The organism is Streptomyces sp. NPDC044984, from assembly GCF_040646935.1.
GTDB lineage: Bacteria > Actinomycetota > Actinomycetes > Streptomycetales > Streptomycetaceae > Streptomyces.
On record NZ_JBEZBE010000021.1, the window covers coordinates 69,948 to 92,585 of the forward strand.

Here is a 22,638-nt window from a genome sequence, read left to right on the forward strand (position 1 = left end):
GAGTCACTTCACGTCGACATAGTCGCCCGCCGCCGTCGCCCCGCCCGTCGTGGACGTCTCGCCGAACGTCCAGCGCCAATAGCCGTCGGTGGTGGCCGTCACCGTGGTCTTCAGTGAGCCCGTGGAGTTCGCCCGCGCGGTCTTGACGGTCGTGTAGGTGCTGGTGCCCGCCTTGCGGAACTGGAGCTTGGCCAGCTTGCCGCCGTAGCCGACGTACGCCTCCCTGCCCCAGTCGGCGCGGGTCAGCTTGCCCGTCACGGTGAGCGTCCTGTTCTTGACGACCGGTTCCGGCGAGGCGTTGACGGTGGCCCGCGCGGCGCGCTTGACCTGGACCGTGCCGAGGCCGGTCAGGTTCTCCTCGGCCTTGAGCTTGGTCTCGCTCCCGGGGACCCAGAGGCGGATGTTGGCCGCGATCTTCCAGGTGGTGGCGTCCTTGGTGGAGTCCAGGGTCCAGCGGGGGTCGATGTAGAGCTCGCCCTCCATGTTCGCCGAGCTGGGGGTGTCGTCGTAGGTGATGACGTAACCCGTGCGGATGCCGTCCTCCGCGCCCTCGGCGGCCGTGGTGTCGTGGTACAGGTACGGGAACGCGGTGACGTCGCCGGACGAGTAGCCCGCGGGCCAGGTCATGCGGAAGCTGAGGCTGGGGTTCTTCTCCTCTGAGACGCCCACGACGATGGGCTTGCCGTTGTTCACGACCACGTTCGACACCGTGACGCCGGTGTCGGCCGCCTGTGCGGGCGTCGCGGTGCACACCCCGAGGGCGAGCGCTCCGGTGAGCGCGGTCACGAGGGCGGATCTGCCTGTGCGCATGCACGTCCTCTTCATGCACGGGACCCCTGAGACCGGGGTCCGGATCGCGGCAGGTTAACAGCCCGCACCCGCACGTCCGTTCGGCACCCTTGCCGTGACCTGCGCGGTCGTCACCCGTCCGAGGGGCGCCGCAGCAGGTGCGTGAACGCGTCCAGGTTGCGGGTGGACTCGCCGCGCGACACCCGCCACTCGTACTCCTTGCGGATCGCCGAGGCGAAACCGAGTTCCAGGAGGGTGTTGAAGCTGCCGTCGGCGGCTTCCAGGACCTGGCCGAGGAGGCGGTCGAGTTCCTCCGCGGTGACGGCGGCCAGGGGGAGGCGGCCGGTGACGTAGACGTCGCCGAGCGGGTCGACGGCGTAACTCACGCCGAAGAGCTTGAGGTTGCGCTCCAGGAGCCAGCGGTGGACGGCCGCCTCGTTCTCGTCGGGGTGGCGGATGACGAAGGCGTTCAGGGAGAGCGTGTGCCGGCCGGCGATCAGGGACACGGTCGTGGAGAGCTTGCGGGTGCCGGGGAGCTTCACCACGTAACTGCCGGGCGCGGGACTCTCCCACTCCAGCTCGGCGTCCCTCAGGACGCCCTCGATGACCTGCGTTGCCTCCGCCGCCTTGTCAGCCATGGGGCGAGCGTACGTGACGGCGGTGGGCCTGGGTCGCGGCCGTGTAGACGTCGGCGGTGGCCGCGGCGGAGGTGTCCCAGCCGAAGGCCCGGGCGTGCCGGGCGGCGGCCGCGCCCATGCTGTCGGCGAGGTGCGGGTGGTCGGCGAAGTCGCGCAGCACGCGCGCGTAGGCGTCGGGGTCGTGGCCCTGGACGAGGAAGCCGGTGTGTCCGTCCCGCACGGCCACCGGGAGGCCGCCGACCGCCGCCGCGAGCACCGGGGTGCCGGCGGCCTGCGCCTCTATGGCGACCAGTCCGAAGGACTCGCTGTAGGACGGCATGACGAGCACGGACGCCGCGCGGAACCAGTCCGCGAGCTGCTCCTGCCCGACGGGCGGGCGGAACCGCACGACGTCCGCGATGCCGAGCCGCGCGGCGAGCTTCTGCAGCCCCTCCGGCTTGGCGAGGCCGCTGCCGCTGGGACCGCCGACCACGGGGACGCAGATGCGGGAGCGCAGCTCGGGACGCTCGCCGAGCAGGGCGGCCACCGCGCGGAGGAGCACGTCGGGTGCCTTGAGGGGCTGGATGCGGCCCGCGAAGAGGGGGATCAGGGCGTCCTGCGGCAGGCCGAGGCGGGCTCGCGCGGCGGCGCGGCCGTCGGCCGGGCGGAAGCGGGACAGGTTGACGCCGGGGTGGACGACGGCGACCTTGCCGGGGTCGGCGGCGTAGTGCCGTACGAGTTCGCCGGCCTCCTCGGCGGTGTTGGCGATCAGCCGGTCGGCGGCGGCGACGATCTGGGTCTCGCCGATGACGCGGGCGGCGGGCTCGGGCGTGTCGCCGTCGGCCAGGTTGGCGTTCTTGACCTTGGCCATGGTGTGCATGGCGTGCACCAGGGGCACGCCCCAGCGCTGGGCGGCGAGCCAGCCGACGTGGCCGGAGAGCCAGTAGTGGGAGTGGACCAGGTCGTAGTGGCCGGGGCGGTGGTGGGCCCAGGCCTGCATCACGCCGTGGGTGAAGGCGCACAGCTGGGCCGGGAGCTCCTCCTTGGCGAGGCCCTCGTAGGGGCCCGCGTCGACGTGCCGGACGAGGACGCCGGGGGCGAGTTCGACGGTGGGCGGGAGGGCCGCGGTGGTCGCGCGGGTGAAGATCTCGACCTCGATGTTGATCTCGGCGAGGCGCTGCGCGAGCTCCACGATGTAGACGTTCATGCCGCCCGCGTCGCCGGTGCCCGGCTGGTGGAGCGGGGAGGTGTGCACGGAGAGCATCGCCACGCGGCGGGGCCTGCGGTGCAGCCGCAGCCGCGGGGGGACGGCGGGGGAGCGCCGCCCGAGCCTCGCGATGTACTGGCTCACGTGGCGTTCCTCCTCGCTGCGGGCATGGCTGTCGAAGGGTGTGCGGCCCTCGGCGACGTCAACGTCCGAAAACCGCGTCCCCATTTCCGGACGACGTCTCCGGTTCGGGTTTTTACCGAATCATTACCAGTTGTCGCTCAACCGTTCGAAAGCGGGCCGCGTCAGCCGTACCGGTGCCGTTTCCGGGTACCCGCATACTCGTCCTCATGACAGTCCGCGCCCCCTCCCTCCCCCGCCCGCGGCCCGGCTCGAGCGGGAGGGCCCCCGTCGTGGGCACGGTGACGCGCGGCACGACCAACCCCAACCGCCTGCGCCGCATGGACCGCTGGATCACGGCCACGCACGGCGCGGAACTGCGCCGCGCCGCCGATCCCGTCGCCGTCGACCTCGGCTACGGCGCGGCCCCCTGGACTGCGGTCGAACTGCTGCACCGGCTGCGCGCCGTGGCGCCCCGCGCGCGCGTGGCGGGCGTCGAGATCGAACCGGCCCGGGTCGCGGCGGCACGGCCGTACGAGCGCGAGGGACTGGCCTTCCTCCGCGGCGGCTTCGAGGTCCCGGTCCCCGGGCGGCCGGTGCTGGTCCGCGCGGCGAACGTGCTGCGCCAGTACGACGAGGCCGAGGTCGCCGCCGTGTGGCGGCGGCTGTGCGCACGGCTCGCCCCCGCCGACCCGGCGACGGGCTCGCGCGGCGGGCTGCTGGTCGAGGGGACCTGCGACGAGATCGGGCGTCGGCACGTCTGGGTCGCCCTCGGTCCCGAAGGACCGCGCACGGTCACCTTCGCGACCCGCCTCGGCTCCCTGGAGCGCCCCTCCGACCTGGCGGAACGCCTGCCGAAGGCGCTCATCCACCGCAACGTGCCGGGCGAACCGGTGCACGCCTTCCTGCGCGACTTCGACCGCGCCTGGGCCGCCGCCGCGCCCTACGCCTCGTACGGCGCGCGGCAGCGCTGGATCCGGGCGGTGCGGGACCTCACGGCCGACTGGCCGGTGGCGGACGGGCCGGGGCGGTGGCGGCAGGGGGAAGTGACGGTGCGGTGGGAGGCGTTGGCGCCCGGGCGCTGACGCCCTGGCGGTAAACCTCTCGTGCCGGCTCGGGGTGGCAGGAACGATCTCCGTGAGTCGTTCGTCACACTGACGGGATGATCGCCGCGCCCGGGAACGCCGGGAAGGGAGAGACGGGAAGCACTCCCCCTGTCGTTTCGCGTGCCGGCGTGGCAGCATCCCCGGGTGACGGGATGTTACCGACGGTTAATCAAGCGGGGGTAGGGGTCATGGGAACGGGCAAGCGCGGGTTGCTCACGGCGGCTGTGACCGTGGTCTGCGCGGTCACCGTACTGGCGTCGCCCGGTACGGCGTTCGCGGCTCCCACTCCCCCGCCGTCCCCCGGTACGAGCGCGAGCGTCACCGTGGTCACCGACAAGGACCTCGAGGCCGTCCGCGAGAAGCTCGACAAGCTCTACCGCGCGGCGGCCGTCGCCACCGACGAGTACAACGCCGCCGAGGAGAAGGCCCGGCAGCAGTCCGCCCAGATCGTCCGGCTGGCGAAGAAGATCGTCGAGGGCCGGGAGAAGCTGAACGAGCTGGAGGCCCGCGCGGGCGCCGCGGCCGCCGCCCAGTACCGCGGTGGCGGGCTTCCGCCCGAGGCCCACCTGATGCTGAGCGACGATCCGCAGGACTTCCTCGACGGCGCGGGCCGGGTGCGCCAGGGCGAGCACGCCACCAGGGGCCTGCTCGGGGAGATGACCCGCACCCAGCAGGACTTGGAGCAGTACGCGCAGGACGCCGAAGCGCAGATGGAGAAGCTCGAGTCGGGCCGCAAGGCCAAGGCCGCGGCGCAGAAGAGGATCGAGAAGCGGATCGAGGCGGCCGAGAAGCTCGAGTCCGAGCTGGCGGAGGAGGAGAAGGAGCGCCTGGCCCGGCTGGAGCGGCAGGCCGCCGCCGAGGCGCAGGCCACCTGGCTGGGCTCCGGCATCCTCGACGGGATCAGGGGCGCGGCGACGGAGCAGGGCGAGAAGGCCGTCGCGTACGCCACCGCGCAGATCGGGAAGCCGTACCAGTGGGGGGCCGAGGGGCCGGACACGTACGACTGCTCCGGACTGACCTCACAGGCCTGGATGGCTGCCGGGCGGAGCATGCCGCGTACGTCGCAGGCGCAGTGGCAGCAGCTGAAGCGCGTCGACGTCGAGGACATGCGGCCCGGTGACCTCGTCATCTACTTCGGCGACGCCAGCCACGTGGGGATGTACGTCGGGGACGGCATGATGGTGCACGCCCCGCGCCCGGGGCGGACGGTGACGCTCGCGGGGGCCGGATCGATGCCGATCCTCGGGGTGGTACGGCCGGACGCGGACGCGGACTGAGCGGTGCGCGCCCCCCGGGCCGACCGCCCAACACCCCGGTGACACGCACCACGTGACCCAGCGCACGTCGATCTTGCGGTCAAACCCCCTGCGGACGTGACGTTCGTCATCCCCCTGGTGTCCGCGGGCTGTCCAAATGCGGTGGCAAACGCGGCATATGACGGTGGCCGAGGGCGGAGCGGCGTGGTTCACACCATTCCGCTGCGGCGGCGTCAGCCGCTATGGTCCCCGTTCGAAGGGGCATCCCCTGCTCGCACACAGAGGTGGGAGCCGGGCACAGGCCTACGGCCGCAGCCCCCGCCGTGCCCTCGGGGGGAGGGAAGGAACCCGCAACCATGCCCGCATCCGTACCGCGGCAGAGAGCGATCCCGGCCGCGGAAGGTGGCCAGGCGCCGACCGCCGCACCGAACGGCGGCCCTGTCCAGGACTCCTCGGAGGCCAGGGCGGCGGCCCCCTCCGAGAACGCCACGGACCGGGCCGGCACCACGCCGGACCGGGCCGAGACGGCCGCCCACACCAACCTCACCCTGTTGCTGATCGAGGACGACCCCGGCGGGTCGCCGATCGTGCCGGAACTGCTCGACCAGTCCGGCAAGCCGATCCGCGTCCGCGCCGCCCGCAACCTCACCGAGGCCGAGCGGCTACTGACCGACGACGTCCACTGCATCCTGCTGGACCTCGCGCTGCCCGCGCCCGGCCGGGCGGGCGGCGGTGACGACGAGCTCGCCGTGCTCAAGCACGTCCTGGAGCTCGCGCCCCGGCACGCCGTCCTCGCGCTCACCGGCGCCGACGACACCGAGCGCGGCGCCGAGGCCGTACGGGTGGGCGCCCAGGACTACCTCGTCCGCGACGAGCTGGACGGCCGGCTGCTGAGCCGGGCGATCCGGTACGCGGTGGAGCGCAAGCGGTCCGACTCCGCCGAGCGGCGGCTGGCCGAGGGCCGCGTGCGCGCCCAGGAGAACCGCCGGCTGGAGCGCGGTCTGCTGCCCACCCCGCTGCTGGACGGCTCCCCGCTGCGGTTCGCCGCCCGCTACCGCCCCGGCCGCTCCCGGGCCCTGCTCGGCGGGGACTTCTACGACGTCGTCCGCACCCCGGACGGCACCGTGCACGCCATGATCGGCGATGTCTGCGGCCACGGCCCGGACGAGGCCGCCCTCGGTGTGGAGCTGCGCATCGCCTGGCGCGCGCTGACCCTGGCGGGGCTGTGCGGGGACCAGCTGCTTGGCACGCTGCAGCAGGTGCTGGAGCACGAGCGGCCGGACGACGAGATCTTCGCGACCCTGTGCACGGTGGACATCGCGCCGGACGGCCGCCGGGCGGGCCTGTGCCTGGCCGGCCACCCGTCGCCGCTGCTCGCCCGCCCGGGTCACCCCGTGCGCCTGCTGCCGTACGACAACAACGGCCCGGCGCTGGGCCTGCTGCCGGGCGCCCGCTGGCCGCGGACGCAGGTGGAGCTGGGTGCCGAGTGGAGCCTGATGCTCTACACCGACGGCCTGATCGAGGGCCGGGTCGGCGACACCGGGGAGCGGCTCGGCCAGGACGGCATGGTGGAGATGATCCGCCGCCAGCTCTCCGCGGGGCTGCGCGGGGAGGAGCTGCTGCGCACCGCCGTCAACGAGGTCCGGGACCTCAACGGCGGCGAGCTGACGGACGACGTGGCGGTGCTGCTGCTGGACCGGGCGGTGTGAGCGGGAGTCCGCCGCCCGGGGCCGCCGCGGTTCGGCGGCCTCCGCCGCCCGGGACCTCCGTCGTTCAGCGGCCGCCGTTGTACGGGCCGTAGGGGCCGTCGCTGCTGGAGCCCCTGCGGGCGCGCCCGCCGCCGGGGAGGCCGCGGAGCGCGGGGCGGACGTCGACCATGTACACGATGGTCGCGATCAGCCCGATGATCGGCAGGAACGACAGGATGTTGAAGATCAGGTTCACCACGAAGGCGATGCCGAGGATGATCAGCCAGAAGGGCTTGGTCTGCTTGTCGGCCGCGCGGTAGGCGTCCTCACGGCGCGTGGCGGCGTCGATCAGCGCGAAGCCGCTGAACACGATCAGGGCCATGCTCAGCAGCCACATGAACCCCGCGAAGCCCTGCATCAGCACAACGCCCACCACCCGACTCGGCTCGTCCTCTACGCCGTCACCGTACCCGCATCCACCGGCCGGCTACCCGGACAACGGGCCGGGCACCGTGAGAGTGCCCGGCCCGTCCGGTTCCGTCCCGCCTACTTCGCGGGCGGCGTCGTCTTCTTCGCCGTGGCCTTGCGCACCGGGGCCTTCTTGGCGGCGGCGGGCTTCTTCTCCGCGGCGGAGTCGTCGGCGGCGGGCCTGTCGTCCTCGGCCTCGACCGGCTCCAGCCGGGCCGCGGGCTTCGGCTCGGCCGCCGCCGGCTCGACGGCGACGGCGATGTCCTCGATGCTCTCGGCGGCGTCGCCGCGCCAGGTCCTCACGGCCTGCTCGCCGTGCTCGGCGACCTTCTCGTAGGCCTCCCGGGCCTTGACGGCGTACTCGGCGGCGATGCCGACCCCGCGCAGCGCGAGGTCCTGGGCGTTCTCACCGATCTTCTTCAGGTCGGTGTCGAGCGAGCCGAAGAGCTCGCCGACCTTGGTCTGGAGCGTCTCCTGCGTCTCCCGGACCCGGACGGTCGCCCGCTCCTGGACGGCCTTGGGGTCGGTGTTGCGCACGGCCTCGATACGGGCCGGGGCCTCGGCGCGCAACTGCTCCACCAGGGCCGGCACCTTCTTGGCCTGCTGCAGCGCGAGGTCGGCGGTGCCGGCGGCGAAGTAGAGCGGGGTCGGGTCGCTGAGGGTCTTGCGCAGGTCGTCGGTGATGGCCATGGTGATGGTCCTCCCGGATTCGTTTTCGGCTGAGGGTTCATGTGGTCCGCGGCGGGCGGCCGGTGCCCTGGTCCGGCTCAGCCGGCCGTCCGCCGCGGACCGGTGTCGCTGTCGTCGGCCGTGCCGTCCGTCGTGCCGTCCGCCGGGGCGTCGACGGTCTCGGAGTCCCCGGGCGTCGCCTCACCGTCCTCGGCGCCCCCGAACCCGTTCTCCTTGCGGAACGACTCGTAGATCTGGAGCAGCACCTGCTTCTGACGCCCGGTCAGCGTGGGATCGGCGAGCACGGCGGCCCGCGTCTCGACCTCGGACCGGTCCCGCTCGGCGTCGAGGATGCCGGCCCGGACGTACAGCGTCTCGGCGGAGATCCGCAGCGCCTTGGCGACCTGCTGCAGCACCTCCGCGCTCGGCTTGCGCAGTCCGCGCTCGATCTGGCTGAGATACGGATTGGACACCCCGGCGGCGTCGGCGAGCTGCCGCAGCGACAGCTGCGCGCTGCGCCGCTGCTCGCGCAGGTACTCACCGAGATTGCCGACGTTGAGCGATGCCATGCCCCCACACTGCCCCACCACGCTAACTATTGCAAGCACCTGCTAGCAATAGTGCGCCACGGCACAGGCGGGCCCGGTGCGGGCGCCCCTGCGGGGCGCCGGCCGCACACGGCTCAGCACCGCCCTCGAAACCACCGCCGGGCGTGTCGAAGCCCTCGTGGACCCCTGATCTTGCCCAGAAGATCGTTCTGTTGGAGGCTGAGGCATGCAGAACCTGCCGACATTCGTCCTCGTCCACGGGGCCTTCGCAAACTCGTTCTCGTTCGCGCCGCTGCAGGCCGAGCTCGCCTTACTCGGGCACCGCTCGGCCGCGGTCGACCTTCCCGGGCACGGATTCGAGGCGACCTTCCCCGCGGCCTACCAGGCTCCCCAGATCCTCGACGCACTCGCCGCAGAACCGGGGAGTATCAAGGGAGTCACGCTCGCCGACAACGCCGCCCGCGTGATCGAAGTCCTCGAACGGGCCAAGCAGAACGGGCCCACCATCCTCGTCGCCCACAGCAGGGGCGGCATCACGGCCACCGCCGTCGCCAACGCCCGGCCCGAGCTGATCGACCGAATCGTCTACGTCTCCGCCTGGTGCCCCGTCGACCTGGACGTGAGCGACTACTACGCCCAGCCGGAGATGGCGGACGTCGACGCGGGAGCCTTCGCCGCCACGCTCGTCGGGAACCCGGCCGAACTCGGTCTGCTCCGCACCAACTTCCGTACCGCCGACCCGGCGGCGCTCGCCGCGTTCAAGCGAGCGTTCGCCGCCGACCTCACCGATGACGAGTTCCGGGCCTTCCTGAACACCTTCCAGCCCGATGAGAACCTCGACGCCGGTACGTCCGCCGACCGGGCACAGGCCACGACCTGGGGCCGGATCCCCAAGACCTACGTGCGCCTGGCCGCCGACGCCAGCGTTCCGCCCGCCGTGCAGGACCGCATGATCCGCGAAGCCGACGCGCTCACACCCGACAACCCCTTCGACGTCCGGACACTCGAGGGGAGCCACCTGCACTGGCTCGTCCACCCGAAGCCCGCCGCCGAGCTGCTCGCAAACCTCGCGGCGCGCTGACGCACCCCCAGAGGCGGATGCCTACGGTTGAGCGGGACAGGAGGAGGCCGCTCGTCCCACTCGACCGTAAGCACCGCAGGTCAGAGCCCCACCATGCCCACAGTTATCTGGGACAGGACAACTGAGCACGGTGGTTGTCGCTCGAGCAGGACGACCGTCACCGAGGCTCGCGTCGGCGACACCCCTCCGAGCGCGCTCCGCCGCCACCGCTCTCGGGGATCGGCCCACGGGCGATGACGCCGCGCGCCGGGGACGGGGTGGAGGGCGGGAGCCGCACTCCCCACCGGGCCCGTCCCGAAGGACCGCCGCTCGGGCGTGGCGCGTCCCGGCTTCCCGGTCAAGGTTCTCCGCCGGCCCTGGGGTCGCGGCGGAGGACCGAGCCGAGGGCCGGGACGGGAATACGAGGCCGAGCACGGCTCTCGGGTCGGTGAAGCAGTCGACGGCGGGCACCAGCCGGCCGACGCTCGGGGCGGTCTCCGGGGCGGCAGGGCCGAGGATCTTCAGGAACCGCTGCCGGAGACGGAGAAGGCGCTCCGGCGCCTGCGGGTCAGTCCGGTGCGAACGGCGGCCGTTCCGGGGGACGTTCCCAAGGCGGTGCGCGAGGCGGAGAATGCAGCCGGCCGGCGCCTCGTCAGGCAACGGACCGAGGCTGCGGGGGAGTGGACGCACGCCTCATGACGCCCCGGCAGGAGGCCGGGCTGCGGCGGAACGGACCGTGCGGGGGCAGACGATCGTTCCACGACCTGGCCGACGTGTTCCGACGCCCGCTTCCGACGCCCGCCGGGGCGGCGCCGGTGTCGCTCCACGTGCGGTCACGGGCCCGCAGGCCAGGGGAGAATTTTCGGCCTCGGGCAAAGCCCGCGCAGCTCTTCGAGACCGCTGGACAACTGCTCGAACGCGGGGAATTCCGCTCTCCTCAAGAGGACCGTTTTCCGGTCACGCCGATCATTTGTTCTTGATCTGCTCGATGGGGCATACCTAGCGTCGCCCACCATGGGGACCAACGCTTACGACGATCTTCTCGCGGACATCTACGACCAGATGTACCCGGACGCGCTCTCCGGTACGGCCGAGACCGTGGAGTTCGTCTCGACGCTCTGTCCGCCCGGGGGTCCGTGCTGGAGCTGGGCGTGGGGAATGGGCGGCTCGCCGTGCCGCTGACCGGTCGCGGGGTGGACGTGTACGGCATCGACTCCTCGGCCCGTATGCTCGCCGACCTCGCCGTACGGGACTCCGCCAGTGCCGTGAAGGCCATCGAGGGCGACTTCCTCACGGCCACCACGGGCCGGCGGCACGATGTCGTCCTGATGGCGCTCAACACGTTCTTCTCACTGCCCGAGCAGGAGAAGCAGATCGACTGCCTGCGCGCGATGCGGGAGCATCTCGCCCCCGGCGGGCGGGTGGTCCTGGAGGCCTTCGACCCCACCCCCTACCACCGGCAGGAGGGCGAGAAGACCACGACCCGCTTCCTCGGCCCGGGCACGGTGATGCTGGAGAGCAGCCATGTGGTCCAGTCACAGCAGCTCATCGTCCTGGTCTTCGCCCTGCTCGCCGACGGCCCGACCCGCACCGCCCACACCGCGCTGCGCTACGCCTGGCCCGCCGAGATCGACGCCATGGCCCGGTGCGCGGGTCTGCGGCTCGTCGAGCGGTACGCGGGCTGGTCGAAGGAGCCCTACGGCCCCGGCAGCCAGCGTCACGTGTCGGTCTACGAGGCGGCGGACGCGGCGTAATGAGCGCCCTGCTGGAACTGGCGGACGTACGGCACGGGTACAGCGGCCGGGCCGTCCTCAACGGGGTGAGCCTGGCCGTCGGCGCGGGTGAGTGCGTCGTCCTGCTCGGTGAGAACGGCTCGGGGAAGTCCACTCTGCTGCGGCTCGCCGCCGGGCAGGAGCTCCCGGAGTCGGGCAGCGTCACACTGCGCGGCACGGCCGTCTCCGAGGACGACTGGACCGTACGGGCCACCGTCGCCGCCGTTCTGGACAGCGGGGTGGGCTATCCGGACCTGAGCGTCCGTGAGCACCTGATGCTCGTCGCCCTGGCACACGGCCTGGGCGACGGGTCGGAGGACGCGGTGGACGAGGTGCTGGCCGAGCACCACCTGACCGAGCGCGCCGACGCGCTGCCACACCAGCTGTCCTCCGGGCAGAGCCAGTTGATGGCGCTGGCGCAGGCCTTCGTCCGGCCCGCCGAGCTGCTCCTGCTCGACGAGCCCGAGCAGCGACTCGATGTGGACGCCCGGGCCCGGCTGGCCGGACGGCTGCGGTCCGCGAAGGAGCGGGGGACGGCGGTGCTCCTGGCCACCCACAACCGGGAGCTGGCGGACGCCGTGGCCGACGCCGAGTACACCGTGTCCGGCGAAGGCCTGCTGGTCGCGGGTGTGTCCGGTGGCTGAGCTGATGACGCGTCCGGTGCGCACCGCGGACGAGGCGGACGCCGTCCACCACACCGGCGCGGTCCTGGCCCGGCTCCGGATGCTCCGGGCGGGGCGGCGTGAGGAGCGACGCAAGAGCATCGCCTACACGCTGTACTGCACGGCGCTGCTTCTCGGCATCTGGGGCGTCCCCCTGCTGGTCGCCGCAGCGCAGGCCGGCGCGGACGGCCGGCTGCGGGGGCCGGCGGCCGAGCGCCTGCTGTCGGCGCTGCCGACGACCCTGCCCGCCGTGCTGGCCACCGTGGTGCTGGTGCTGGCCGAACGGGCCATGTGGCAGGGGCCGGTCCTGCTGGAGCGGGCAGCGCTGTCGTGGCTGCTGCCGCAGCCCGTGCTGCGCCGCGCCCTGCTGCTGCCCCGCTTCGTCGTGGCGTCGGTGACGACCACGGCGATCGCGACCGCGGCCGGCGCGGTGGCCGGGTTCCTCCTGCACGCCCTCGGGGCGGGCGCCTGGTGGGCCGCGACCGCCGGGGGAGCGACGACGGGCGCGACGGCCGGCTTCGCCGGGACCGCCCTGGCCACCCTGGTCCAGCTCCACTGCGACACCGGGCTGCGACGCAGGGCCTGGATCCGGCGGACGGCGTGGGCGGTGGTGGCGGTCCTCTGGCTGCTCGCCGCTGTCTCCCTGGCGGGCGGCTCATGGGCCGGGGAACGGGTCGTGCCCTGGTCGGGGCCGTGGGGCTGGGCCGCGCTGCCGCTGGTGGCGGTGGCGGGCGGGGCCCCCGCAGCAGCCGGGTGGGTCGGGGTCGCCCTGTCGGCCCTGGTGCTGGCCGCCGCGGGCCGGGCAGGAGCCGACGCGGCAGCACGGATCCCGGCCCGGGTGCTGCGCACCCAGGCGGGCACCGCGCTGCGGGTGCAGGCGTCCCTGTACTCCCTGGATCTGCGGCAGGCACGGGCGGCCGTACGAGCCACTCGCTCGCGCACCGTGCGCTCCGCCGTGCGTCTGCCGTTCCCACGACGGGTGTGGCTGCTCGTCCCGTGGCGGGACGCGACCGCGCTGCTGCGCGCACCGGGGCGGCCGGCGTGGGCAGCGATCTGGGCCGCCGTGGCCGTGGCACTGCTGTGCCTGGACGGCACACCGGCCGCGGTGCCGCTGATGGCGCTGCCGGCCGGATATCTGGCCGCGGCGCAGCTGGCGGAACCGGCCCGTCTGGAGACGGACGACGTCCGGCGCTCGGCGCATCTGCCCTGGCCCGCCCGGGTGCTGGCGCTGTGGCACGGGGCGGTGCCCGCGGCGGGGTTGCTGGTGCTTTTCGCCCTGGGCGCGGCGGCGGCTGCGGGGGCCGGCCTGTGGTCGGACCGGCTACTGGTCCTGCCCGCGCTGGTGCCCGCGCTGGTCGGCGCCGCGCTGGTGAGCGCCTACCGGGGCGTCGTACCGGTGCATCTGATGATCGGTTCGGTGACGCCGCTGGGCGACACGGGGCCGCTCGCGGCGTTGCTGTGGCAGGCACGGGGACCGCTGGTGGCGCTGGGCTGCCTGGCCGTCGTGGACGGTCCGGTGCGCGGGGGCGAGCCGGATGCCGTGGGTCTGCTGTGGCCGCTGGTCGTCGGTGCGGGGACGGCCTGGTGGGCGGGGGTGACGGCGCGCAGAACCATGCGCGGCCGGTGAGCCCGTGGGGCCGGTCGCCCTGCGACCGCGGTGCTCCACGGCCTCCTTGCTCCCTGGCCTCCTCGCTCTGCGAGTTCATCCGACCGAATGACTTCGATGGGGGAACGCCGTTATGACGGTGAACAGCGTGGCGTGGGCTTCGGCTCCGGCCACCGGGATCGGCTCGTCGGCGGCCGTGGCCGTGCTGCTGGACCGGCTCGGACTGGGCGGCCTGGCAGGCTCGGACACGACGGCGCCGCTGGGCAGCAACCAGAGCGTGACGGGGACGACGGCCATGACGAGCGCGGGCCGGGCCCTGCGCTCCCTCCACGCCCAGGGACCCGTCCTCGTCGACCCGGCCCCGTCCCCCCACCCGTCACCCGTCTGGCACGCTGGCTGCGCTCGGCCGACGACCATGCCCACCACCGCCTGACCGCCGTCCTTGGCCCGGCCCGCCGCCGCGAACCCTCCGCCCGGTGCGACGTCCTGGGCGCCCCCGACCCGGCGCACCCGCGCACACTCCTGCACGGCGAGCCCTCGGTCGGCCTGATCATCCCGTCCCCCGCCCCGGCCCACGCGGTCCTCCTCACCGGCGAGACCCTCTCCCACGGCCCAGCGGCCTTCGACACCGGCTGGCTCATAGGAGAGCTGGCCGAAACGGCCCGCCTCTCCGGCCCCGCCCACGCCCCGTCCTTCGCCGCCTTGGCCACCGCTCTCCTCACCGGCCACGGCCCCCTCGCCCCCCGACGACATCACCCCCCTCGCCCTTGCCGCGGGCCTGCGCAGCGTCGTCCACGTCGCGGACTACGCGACGTACGTCGGCTGGACCGACGGCCTGGAACACTGCATCACCCTGCTCCCCGACCTGGTGGACACGTCGGGCCGAGCCGCTCTGGACGCCGTCCGAGTCACCGTCTCCGCGTGAGCCGGCGCTCGGCCGCCCTCGTCGGTACCCGTACGCACCTCCGCCCTGCACTGCGTTCCCCGGCACATGACGAAGGCGGTCTCCGGCACCGGTGACGACCACCGTGCTCGGTCACACCGGAAAACACCGGAGCCGCACCGGACACGGCGCTAGCGTGGGACCCATGATCGTGTGGATCAACGGCACCCACGGCGCGGGCAAGACGACGACCGCCTCGCTCGTGCAGCGGCTGCTCCCGGACTCACGGGTGTTCGACGCCGAGAAGGTCGGCGAGACGCTCATGGACATCACGCCGGGGCTGCCCGGGACGGACAACTTCCAGCACTGGCCGCCGTGGCGGCCGCTCGTGGTCGAGACCGCCCGCCGCGTGCTCGACTACACCGGCGGCACCCTGGTGATGCCCATGACCGTCCTGGTCGAGGAGTACTGGCGCGAGATCAGCGCCGGCCTCGCCCACCATGCCGTTCCGGTACGCCACTTCGTCCTCCACGCCGACCAGGAAACCCTCCGCGGACGCATCGCGGGGGACACCGTCCTCGGCCCCGACTCCCCGTTCCGCCTCAGGTACCTGGAGCCCTACGCCGAGGCGGCCCGCACCTGGCTGCACGACGAGGCCGAGGTCGTCGACACCACCCACCTCACCCCCGCCGAGACCGCCCTGCGGATCGCGGAGGCCGTCAAGGGCTGAGCCGCCCGTTGTCAGTGCCGTCGGCGAGGATCCCGGACATGACTGCGACCGCCGCCGACGCACGAACCCTCCTGGACGACGTCCGCACCAGCGCCGCCTGGATCGCCCGCGCGCTCGAGAGCTCCGGGTACCGGGCGGACTTCTCCCCCCTGAGCCTGCGGGACGTCGAGCGCTTCATGGCCGAGCACAGCGACCACGGGATCGCGGTGCCCGGCGGCCTCCTCGCGACGGACCTGGGGCCGCGCCTGTTCGCCCTGGGCGCCTACCTCGGGGAGACGGTCCGGCGCAGTGCCGGCGGGACCTGGGAGACCGACGCCGAGGACCCGGACAGCGAGGTGGACCTCAGGCTCCGCCTCCCCGACGGCTCCGTCGTCTGGCCCGTCCGGCGCATGGTCAAACGCTTCCGGCACGGCCACGAGGACAGCGTCGTCGGCTACGCGATGGGCCTGGGCCTGCAGCCGGCCCGCCGACGGTCACGGCTGCGGCCCAAGAGCCGCGCGGTGCGCGGCGCGCACGGGCCGCGGGAGCTCGGCCGGGGCCGGAGGGGACCGGTCAGGATTCGAGAAGCCCCGGAGGGCGGGGCGCGCCTAGCGTGAAGGGCATGACCTTCATGGAGAGCGTGACCCTCGACGTGGCCGACACCGCGGCCGTCCGCCGTTTCCACTCCGCCGCCTTCGGACTGGACGAGCAGATCCGCCTGCGGGCCTCGGAGGAGGCCACCAGCGGGTTCCGCGGATTCACCCTGGGGCTCACGGTGGCCCGGCCGGGCGACGTCGACAGCCTCATCGGTACCGCCGTGGACGCCGGTGCCGTACCGCTGAAGCCGGCCGCGAAGTCGCTCTGGGGGTACGGCGGCGTCGTACAGGCCCCGGACGGAACGATCTGGAAGGTCGCGACCTCGGCGAAGAAGGACCGCGGTCCCGTCACCCGGCGGATCGACGAGATCGTGCTGCTGCTCGGCGTCGCGGACGTGGCCGCGAGCAAGCGTTTCTACGTCGCGCGGGGCCTCACCGTGGCGAAGAGCTTCGGCCGTACGTACGTCGAGTTCGCCGGCCGGGAGTCGAGCCCCGTCAAGCTGGCGCTGTACCGGCGCCGTGCCCTCGCCAAGGACCTCGGCGTCCCCGAGGAGGGCGGCGGATCGCACCGGCTGGTGATCGGTGGCGGCGAGGGCGCCTTCACCGACCCGGACGGGTTCCCCTGGGAGGCCGCGTCGCCGGCCGCCCGCACCTCCTGACGCACGCCGTGCGCCCGGGGGGGGGAGGACAAGACGCCCGAGCACACCCTCGTGCGCGGAGGTCGCCGTTCCGGCGGGCCGCACACGGCGGGCCGACCCGGCAGACTGATCCGATGACCGCCGCAGCCGATACCGCCAAGTCCGACCTCCGCCGCTATCTCCAGGAAGCCCGCGACGCCCTGGTGTGGAAGCTCGAAGGCCTCTCCGAGTACGACGTCCGCCGCCCGATGACACCGACCGGCACCAACCTCCTGGGCCTGGTGAAGCACGCGGCCGGCGTGGAACTGGGCTACCTCGGCGACACCTTCGGCCGCCCGTCCGGCGAGCCCCTGCCCTGGCTCGCGGACGCGGCGGAGACCAACGGGGACATGTGGGCCACCGCCGAGGAGTCGCGCGAGGACGTCACCGGCCTGTACCGCCGGGCGTGGGCGCACGCGGACGCGACGATCGAGGCGCTGCCGCTGGACACGACCGGCAGGGTGCCGTGGTGGCCGGACGGCAGGGACGGACCGACGCTGCACCACGCCGTGGTCCGCGTGATCGCCGACACCCACCGGCACGCCGGCCACGCCGACATCCTCCGCGAGCTCCTGGACGGCTCCGTGGGGGAGAGCGCGACCGGCACCAGCCTGCCGTCGGACGACCCGGCCTGGTGGGCGGCCTACCGGGACCGTCTGGAGCGCGTGGCCCGGGAGGCCGGCCGAGGGGCGTGACCAGCGCCCCTCACTGTGCCGCGCGGGCCCACTCGCCGAGGACGGGGACGCACTTCTCGGCGAAGTACTCGTAGTCCTCGGCCGTGTTGTAGACGTGCGCGGACAGCCGCAGGTAGCCGACTCCGCCGAAGCTGGTGAACGCCGCCTCGACACCCAGCTCCGCGGGGGCCCGGTCGCGCAGGGCGTCGGCCGCGAGGCGGCTGGTTCCGAGACCGTCGGGCAGCCGCACCAGCCGCATGCCGGGCACGGGCATGCCGACGTCGACGGACGCGTCCGCACCGGTCAGCCCGGCGAGCGCGGCACCCACGATCCGCGCGCCGTAACCGGCCAGCTCGTCCATGTACCGGCGGGCGGCGGGCCAGCCCCAGGCGCGGTCGACGAAGTCGAGGGCGGCCGGGGCCGCCAGGGGGCCGGTGGCGTCGAGGGTGCCCTGCTGGTCGAAGCGTTCGGGGTACGGATCGGCGGCGCCCCACGAGTCGATCAGCGGGTGCAGCCCGTCCCGCAGCGGTCCGCGCGCCACCAGGGCCGCGGTGCCGCGTGGCGCGCAGCCCCATTTGTGCAGGTTGCCCGTCCAGAAGTCACAGGCCGCCCCGTCGAGCGGGGCGGCGATCAGCCCGGGCGCGTGCGCGCCGTCCACGAGCAGCGGGATCCCGAGCCGCCGCGTCCGCGCGCCGATCCGCTCCACCGGCAGCCGACGGGCGGTCGCCGAGGTGATCTGGTCGACGACGACGAGCCCGGTGGCCTCGCCCACCTCGGCCATCACCGCCTCGTACGCCTGCTGCTCACCGGCGTCCAGCGACACCCTGGCGGTGCGCACCCGGCCGCCCCAGCGGCGGGCCAGCCGCTCGGCGCCCATCGTCACGGCGCCGTAGCCGTGGTCGGTGACGACGATCTCCCCGCCGCCCCGGCGCTCCAGACCGGCGTACACGGCGCTCGCCCCGGCGCTCGCGTTCGGCACCAGGGCGAGGTCGCCGGGGTCCGCGCCGAGGAAGGCGGCGAGGTCGGTCCGGGCCGCCGCGAGCCGCCGCGGCAGCCCGGAGAACCACACCACCGGGGCGCTCTCCATCCGCGCGCGCAACTCCCGCTGCCGCTCCTGGGCGGCCAGCGGTACGGCGCCGAACGAACCGTGGTTGAGATGGCGCAGCGCGGGGTCCAGCGTCCACGCCCGCGCGGCCGGCCGGCCGTCGGCCAGCAGCAGGGGGCGGGGCGCGGTGGTGGCCTCGGTCTCGCTCACCCGGCTCCCCTCCGTCGGCTCCCCGCCGTGGGGAACACCGGATCCTAACGCGCCGCCACGATCACCACGAGGCGTCCCGACGGCGGGAACACGCACTTTTTTGTGGGTACTTGGCAGCGCGGCGGCGTGCGGCGAACCTGGTGGTGGGCGCCGGACGGGAAGGGAGCGGGAACGGCCGCCCGTCAGGAGGCCGCGGCCTCACCCTCGGCCAGCCTCGACAGGCGTCGGTACCCCCAGTCGGACAGGGGGGCCAGCGCATCGGCGAGTTCACGGCCGAACGCGGTCAGGGAGTAGACCGTCTTCGGCGGCAGCACGTCGTGCACCTCCCGGTGCACCAGCCCGTCCGCCTCCATCTCGCGCAGCGCCTGGGTCAGCACCTTCTCGGTGAGGCCCGGCACCCGTCGGCGCAGTTCGGCCGGCCGGTGCGGGCCGGACTCCAGCAACCACAGCAGCGTGGTCTTCCACTTGCCCTCGATCACGGCGATCGCGGCGGTCACCCCGCAGACGTCCGGATCGTGGCGCCGGTGCACCATGCCGTGCCCCTTTCCTCATCAATCGCCACATACATTACGGGAGTTGAAGCATGTCCGTGCACACCGACCAGCCCTCCGTCACCGTCCTCGGTCTCGGTCCGATGGGCCGGGCGCTGGCCGGCGCGTTCCTGGACGCGGGGGTGCGCACCACCGTCTGGAACCGCACGCCGGGACGGGACGCCGAGCTGATCGCCCGCGGCGCGGTCCCGGCGCCGTCACCCGAGGAGGCGGTCGCCGCCGCCCCGCTGACCGTCGTCTGCGTGGTCAACTACGACGCCTCGGACGCCGTACTGCGCCAGGACGCCGTCGCCGCCGCCCTCAAGGGCCGCACGGTCGTGAACCTGAGCGCCGACATCCCCGAACGCGCCCGGGACACGGCCGAGTGGGCCGGCCGGCACGGCGTCCGCTACCTGGACGGGGCGATCATGACCCCGACCCCGACCATCGGCACGGACGACGCGGTGTTCCTGCACAGCGGCCCGGAGGAGCTGTACCGGGAGCACCGGCCCGTGCTGGCGGCGCTCGGCGGCAGCCACACCCATCTCGGGGACGAGATCGGCCGGGCCGCGGCGTACGACGTCGCGCTGCTCGACATCTTCTGGACGGCGATGGCCGGCTACGCGCACGCCCTCGCCGTGGCCCGCGCGGAGGGCGTCACCGCGACGGAACTCGCCCCCTTCGCCCAGGGGATCGCGGCGATCCTGCCGCCGCTGTTCACCGAGTTCGCGGCGGACACCGACGCCGGCACCTACTCGGGCGAGCTGAACCCGATCACCTCGGCCGTCTCGACCATGTCCCACGTCGTCCACGCCTCGGAGGCCCACGGCATCGACGCGAGCGTGATGCGGGTGATCGAGGGGCAGGCCCGCCGCGTCATCGCCCGCGGCCACGGCACGGACGGCTTCACCCGGGTCGCCGAGCTGCTCGCCGGCCGCTGACGGAACGCCGGACGGGCGGCCCCGCGCCTGGAGGGGCGGCTCCCTCACCGGGAAGGGCGGCTCCCTCACCTAGAAGGGCAGCTCGCGCGCCCGCACCACCTCCAGCCGGGACACCGCCCGGGTCAGCACCACGTACAGCCGGTGCAGCCCCCGTTCCTCCGCCTCCGCGATCGCCGCGGGTTCGACGGCCACCACGTGGTCGTACTCCAGTCCCTTGACGAGGCTCGCCGGCACCACGGCGACACGCTCGTCCGGCACCTCCGGATCCGCCCCGGCCAGCGCCCGCCGCAGCCGGGGCACGTCCGCGTCCGCCGCCACGACGCCGATGGAGCCCTCCCGCTCCAGCGCGTCCCGCACGGCGGCCACGACCGCGTCCGGCACCTCGCCGGGGCCGGACACCTCCCGCATGCGCACCTCGCCGTCGCCGCGCAGGGAGCGGGCCGCCGGGACGTCGACGTCCAGGCGTTCCAGCAGCCGGCCGGTGAGCGCGACCACCGCTTGCGGCACCCGGAAGCCGGTGGTCAGCGGGATCACGGCCGCGTCCGGCTTCCCCAGGTGCCGCAGCGCCGCGGGCCACGAACGGGCCGCCCAGGGAGTCGTCCCCTGGGCGAGGTCGCCCAGCACGGTGAGCGAGCCGAAGGCGGACCGGCGGGCGACGGCCCGGCACTCCATCGGGGAGAGGTCCTGGGCCTCGTCGACCACGACGTGCCCGTATCCCGCGGGGTGCTCGACCAGCCCGGCGGCCTCGTCGAGCAGCACCAGGTCCGCGGCCGACCAGCGCGCCGACCTCCACGACCGCGGCGCCCTCGTCCACAGCACCGCCTTCTGCTCCTCGGCGTCCAGCACGCCCTCGGCGGCGGCGGCCAGCGCCTCGGGATCGCCCAGCAGCCCGGCCACCACCTCCTCCGCGCACACCCGCGGCCACACGGTGTCGACGTACGCCGACACCGGCCGCGCCCGCTCGATCCGGCGCACCCAGGCGGTGCCGCGCGGGCCGCCGCGCCGCTCGGCCCGCTCCCGCACGGCCCGCACGATCCGGGCCCGTACCCGCTCCCGCCCGACGTCGTACGGCGGCTCCTCGGCCCGCACCCCGGTCACGATCCGCGCCAGCTCCTCCGCCTCGACCCGCCAGCGGTACGAACCGTCGGGCACGGTGAGGGAGTCGGTCCGGTCGGTGCGCACCCGCGCGTACAGGGCCCGGCGCAGCACCTCGGCCATCCGGGCGTCGTGCTTGACGACGGCGGCGCGCCCGTGGTCGGTGCCGGTGACCGGGTGCCGGGCGATCTCCTCGGCGAGGGTCGACTGCCGTACGCCGGTCTCGCCGAGGGCGGGCAGGACCTCGGAGATGTAGGAGAGGAAGGTGCGGTTGGGTCCGAGGACGAGCAGTCCCCCGCGCCGGATGCGCTGCGGGTGGGTGTAGAGCAGGTAGGCCGCCCGGTGCAGGCCGACGGCGGTCTTGCCGGTGCCGGGAGCGCCCTGCACGCACACGGAGACGTCCAGGTCCCCGCGGACGAGGTCGTCCTGCTCGGGCTGGATGGTGGCCGCGATGTCCCGCATGGGCCCGACGCGGGGCCGCTCGATCTCCCGGGCGACGATGCCGCTGGCGCGTTCCTCGCCCTGCTCCAGGTGCTCGTCCTCCAGGCCGGTCAGGTCGGCGGAGTCACCCCGGCTGCCGGGCGCCCAGCCGAACCGCCGGCGTACGGCGACGCCCTGCGGATCGCGGGCGGTGGCCTGGTAGAAGGCGCGGGAGACGGGTGCCCGCCAGTCGACGACGAGGGGCGGGGCGGCGGGGTGCTCGGTGATCCGCAGCCGTCCGACGTGGTAGCTCTGCCCCGGGTGGCCGGTGTCGCCCGGCGCGAAGTCCAGCCGCCCGAAGAACAGCGGCCCCGGGGGAAGTTCCCGCAGCTCCTCGGCGTGACTGCGCAGCCGGTGTCCGAGGACCTCGGCGTCGGCTCCTGAGGCGGAGACGTCCTCGCCGGTGACGACCCGTTCGTCGGCGTCGTCGGCCATGGCGGCGAGGGCGGCACGGCAGCGGTCGTGGTGCGCGCGTTCCCGGTCGAGGGCGGGCTCGGGTGGTTTCATTCCACCGAGCGTACCGAATAAAGTAACCGAGTTACATTTTTTACTCAGTCCCACAATCGCGGCAGTGTCTCCGCCAGCACCCCGAACGCCCGCCCGGCCGCCGCCACCGCGTCGTCCCGTACGTCCTCGATCCGCTCCCCCGCCGCGATCCGCCGCCAGTTCTCCTGCGCGAGGATCCGCCGTACGGCGATGATCTGCCCCGCCGCCAGCCGCGCGCCGAGCCCGCCCCCGAGCGCCCCGGCCAGTGCCTCCTCGGACCGCTCCAGGTGCCCGTGCAGCCGCGCGACCAGCGCCGGTGTGCCGTACAGCAGCGTGTGGAAGGCCAGCACCTCGGGATCGTCGTTGAGGCCGGTGACCGGATCGCACCGCCGGAGCCCGTCCAGGAAGTGCCGCCGCAGCGCCTCGACCGGCTCCGGTCCCTGCGCGGCCACCCGGGCGGCCTCGTCCTCGTGATCGGCGATCCGGTACAGGACGAGGTCCTCCTTCGCCGGGAAGTACCGGAAGAGCGTCGGCTTGGAGATCTCGGCCGCGGCCGCCACCTCGGCGACGGACACGGCGTCGAAACCGCGCTCCAGGAAGAGCCGGACGGCGGTGTCCGACACGGTCCGGTACATCCGCCGCTTCTTGCGCTCGCGCAGGCCGATCTCGCTCATGCGGCGAGCCTACGCACACGTCCTCCATGACAGCGGCGGCCGACCCGGTCGCCGCGGCCTCCCCGCGCCG

At 73.9% G+C, this 22,638-nt stretch carries 24 protein-coding genes; 14 read left to right on the plus strand and 10 right to left on the minus strand.

The genetic code is table 11. The features are described from left to right. Positions 1-3: 3 nt before the first annotated feature. The 3 genes from AB0A94_RS23055 to mshA form a co-directional block, all read right to left on the minus strand. Positions 4-810: a hypothetical protein gene (locus AB0A94_RS23055; protein WP_361747066.1), complete on the minus strand. Its 807-nt coding sequence runs from the start codon at positions 808-810 to the stop codon at positions 4-6. A 110-nt stretch (positions 811-920) separates the two neighbouring features. After that, positions 921-1,427, minus strand: coding sequence for a YbjN domain-containing protein (locus AB0A94_RS23060; RefSeq protein ID WP_361747067.1), 507 nt, complete (start codon positions 1,425-1,427; stop codon positions 921-923). Then, the gene (mshA, locus tag AB0A94_RS23065; protein WP_361747069.1) at positions 1,420-2,757 is read right to left on the minus strand and encodes a D-inositol-3-phosphate glycosyltransferase; all 1,338 of its coding nucleotides are present in this window, start codon (positions 2,755-2,757) and stop codon (positions 1,420-1,422) included. The genes AB0A94_RS23060 and mshA overlap by 8 nt, the downstream gene beginning before the upstream one ends. A 269-nt stretch (positions 2,758-3,026) precedes the next feature. Here mshA and AB0A94_RS23070 point away from each other — a divergent pair, with 269 nt between their 5' ends. The 3 genes from AB0A94_RS23070 (at position 3,027) to AB0A94_RS23080 (ending at position 6,804) form a co-directional block, all read left to right on the plus strand. Beyond that, positions 3,027-3,818 carry a class I SAM-dependent methyltransferase gene (locus AB0A94_RS23070; RefSeq protein ID WP_361747232.1) on the plus strand — a complete coding sequence of 264 codons (792 nt, stop codon included), beginning with the start codon at positions 3,027-3,029 and terminating at the stop codon, positions 3,816-3,818. A 209-nt stretch (positions 3,819-4,027) separates the two neighbouring features. After that, positions 4,028-5,116 carry an NlpC/P60 family protein gene (locus tag AB0A94_RS23075; protein ID WP_361747071.1) on the plus strand — a complete coding sequence of 363 codons (1,089 nt, stop codon included), beginning with the start codon at positions 4,028-4,030 and terminating at the stop codon, positions 5,114-5,116. A gap of 335 nt (positions 5,117-5,451) precedes the next feature. Then, positions 5,452-6,804: a fused response regulator/phosphatase gene (locus tag AB0A94_RS23080; protein WP_361747073.1), complete on the plus strand. Its 1,353-nt coding sequence runs from the start codon at positions 5,452-5,454 to the stop codon at positions 6,802-6,804. A gap of 64 nt (positions 6,805-6,868) precedes the next feature. Here AB0A94_RS23080 and AB0A94_RS23085 read toward each other — a convergent pair whose 3' ends face one another. From AB0A94_RS23085 to AB0A94_RS23095, 3 genes are all read right to left on the minus strand, one after another. Continuing rightward, positions 6,869-7,201 carry a DUF2516 family protein gene (locus AB0A94_RS23085; RefSeq protein ID WP_361747234.1) on the minus strand — a complete coding sequence of 111 codons (333 nt, stop codon included), beginning with the start codon at positions 7,199-7,201 and terminating at the stop codon, positions 6,869-6,871. 128 nt (positions 7,202-7,329) lie between these two features. After that, positions 7,330-7,941 carry a hypothetical protein gene (locus tag AB0A94_RS23090; protein ID WP_361747075.1) on the minus strand — a complete coding sequence of 204 codons (612 nt, stop codon included), beginning with the start codon at positions 7,939-7,941 and terminating at the stop codon, positions 7,330-7,332. 77 nt (positions 7,942-8,018) lie between these two features. Beyond that, on the minus strand, positions 8,019-8,489 hold the full coding sequence (locus AB0A94_RS23095) for a helix-turn-helix transcriptional regulator (RefSeq protein WP_361747077.1): 471 nt from the start codon (positions 8,487-8,489) through the stop codon (positions 8,019-8,021). A gap of 205 nt (positions 8,490-8,694) precedes the next feature. Here AB0A94_RS23095 and AB0A94_RS23100 point away from each other — a divergent pair, with 205 nt between their 5' ends. From AB0A94_RS23100 to AB0A94_RS23145, 10 genes are all read left to right on the plus strand, one after another. After that, the gene (locus AB0A94_RS23100; protein WP_361747079.1) at positions 8,695-9,549 is read left to right on the plus strand and encodes an alpha/beta fold hydrolase; all 855 of its coding nucleotides are present in this window, start codon (positions 8,695-8,697) and stop codon (positions 9,547-9,549) included. Positions 9,550-10,542: 993 nt separating this feature from the next. After that, entirely contained in the window at positions 10,543-10,710 is a 168-nt protein-coding gene (locus tag AB0A94_RS23105) for a hypothetical protein (protein ID WP_361747081.1), read from the plus strand. Continuing rightward, the gene (locus tag AB0A94_RS23110; protein WP_361747083.1) at positions 10,680-11,282 is read left to right on the plus strand and encodes a class I SAM-dependent methyltransferase; all 603 of its coding nucleotides are present in this window, start codon (positions 10,680-10,682) and stop codon (positions 11,280-11,282) included. Before AB0A94_RS23105 ends, AB0A94_RS23110 begins: the two co-directional genes overlap by 31 nt. Continuing rightward, positions 11,282-11,944, plus strand: a complete 663-nt coding sequence (locus AB0A94_RS23115; protein ID WP_361747085.1) for an ABC transporter ATP-binding protein — start codon at positions 11,282-11,284, stop codon at positions 11,942-11,944. Before AB0A94_RS23110 ends, AB0A94_RS23115 begins: the two co-directional genes overlap by 1 nt. Further along, on the plus strand, positions 11,937-13,589 hold the full coding sequence (locus tag AB0A94_RS23120) for a DUF6297 family protein (RefSeq protein ID WP_361747087.1): 1,653 nt from the start codon (positions 11,937-11,939) through the stop codon (positions 13,587-13,589). The genes AB0A94_RS23115 and AB0A94_RS23120 overlap by 8 nt, the downstream gene beginning before the upstream one ends. Before the next feature lie 112 nt (positions 13,590-13,701). Next, a complete protein-coding gene (locus tag AB0A94_RS23125) occupies positions 13,702-14,001 on the plus strand; it encodes a hypothetical protein (protein ID WP_361747089.1) in 300 nt (99 codons plus the stop codon). Between the two features lie 655 nt (positions 14,002-14,656). Beyond that, positions 14,657-15,181 (plus strand): AAA family ATPase, encoded by a 525-nt coding sequence (locus tag AB0A94_RS23130; protein WP_361747091.1) that lies wholly within the window; start codon positions 14,657-14,659, stop codon positions 15,179-15,181. A 38-nt stretch (positions 15,182-15,219) separates the two neighbouring features. Continuing rightward, positions 15,220-15,777 (plus strand): hypothetical protein, encoded by a 558-nt coding sequence (locus AB0A94_RS23135; protein WP_361747093.1) that lies wholly within the window; start codon positions 15,220-15,222, stop codon positions 15,775-15,777. Between the two features lie 5 nt (positions 15,778-15,782). Next, complete coding sequence (locus AB0A94_RS23140; protein ID WP_361747095.1) at positions 15,783-16,415, plus strand: glyoxalase; 633 nt, start codon at positions 15,783-15,785, stop codon at positions 16,413-16,415. Positions 16,416-16,528: 113 nt separating this feature from the next. Continuing rightward, positions 16,529-17,128 carry a DinB family protein gene (locus AB0A94_RS23145; protein ID WP_361747096.1) on the plus strand — a complete coding sequence of 200 codons (600 nt, stop codon included), beginning with the start codon at positions 16,529-16,531 and terminating at the stop codon, positions 17,126-17,128. 10 nt (positions 17,129-17,138) lie between these two features. Here the strand turns inward: AB0A94_RS23145 and AB0A94_RS23150 are convergent, their stop codons facing one another. Together AB0A94_RS23150 and AB0A94_RS23155 are read right to left on the minus strand one after the other, a co-directional pair. Then, the gene (locus tag AB0A94_RS23150; protein WP_361747098.1) at positions 17,139-18,362 is read right to left on the minus strand and encodes an aminotransferase class V-fold PLP-dependent enzyme; all 1,224 of its coding nucleotides are present in this window, start codon (positions 18,360-18,362) and stop codon (positions 17,139-17,141) included. A 182-nt stretch (positions 18,363-18,544) separates the two neighbouring features. Next, positions 18,545-18,895, minus strand: a complete 351-nt coding sequence (locus AB0A94_RS23155) for a helix-turn-helix domain-containing protein (RefSeq protein WP_361747100.1) — start codon at positions 18,893-18,895, stop codon at positions 18,545-18,547. Between the two features lie 50 nt (positions 18,896-18,945). Here AB0A94_RS23155 and AB0A94_RS23160 point away from each other — a divergent pair, with 50 nt between their 5' ends. Continuing rightward, positions 18,946-19,833 carry an NAD(P)-binding domain-containing protein gene (locus AB0A94_RS23160; protein WP_361747102.1) on the plus strand — a complete coding sequence of 296 codons (888 nt, stop codon included), beginning with the start codon at positions 18,946-18,948 and terminating at the stop codon, positions 19,831-19,833. A 69-nt stretch (positions 19,834-19,902) separates the two neighbouring features. On the opposite strand, the gene AB0A94_RS23165 is transcribed toward AB0A94_RS23160, so the two are convergent. Both AB0A94_RS23165 and AB0A94_RS23170 read right to left on the minus strand, forming a co-directional pair. Then, entirely contained in the window at positions 19,903-21,915 is a 2,013-nt protein-coding gene (locus AB0A94_RS23165) for an AAA family ATPase (RefSeq protein WP_361747104.1), read from the minus strand. 44 nt (positions 21,916-21,959) lie between these two features. Beyond that, positions 21,960-22,568, minus strand: a complete 609-nt coding sequence (locus AB0A94_RS23170; RefSeq protein WP_361747106.1) for a TetR family transcriptional regulator — start codon at positions 22,566-22,568, stop codon at positions 21,960-21,962. Positions 22,569-22,638 lie beyond the last annotated feature (70 nt).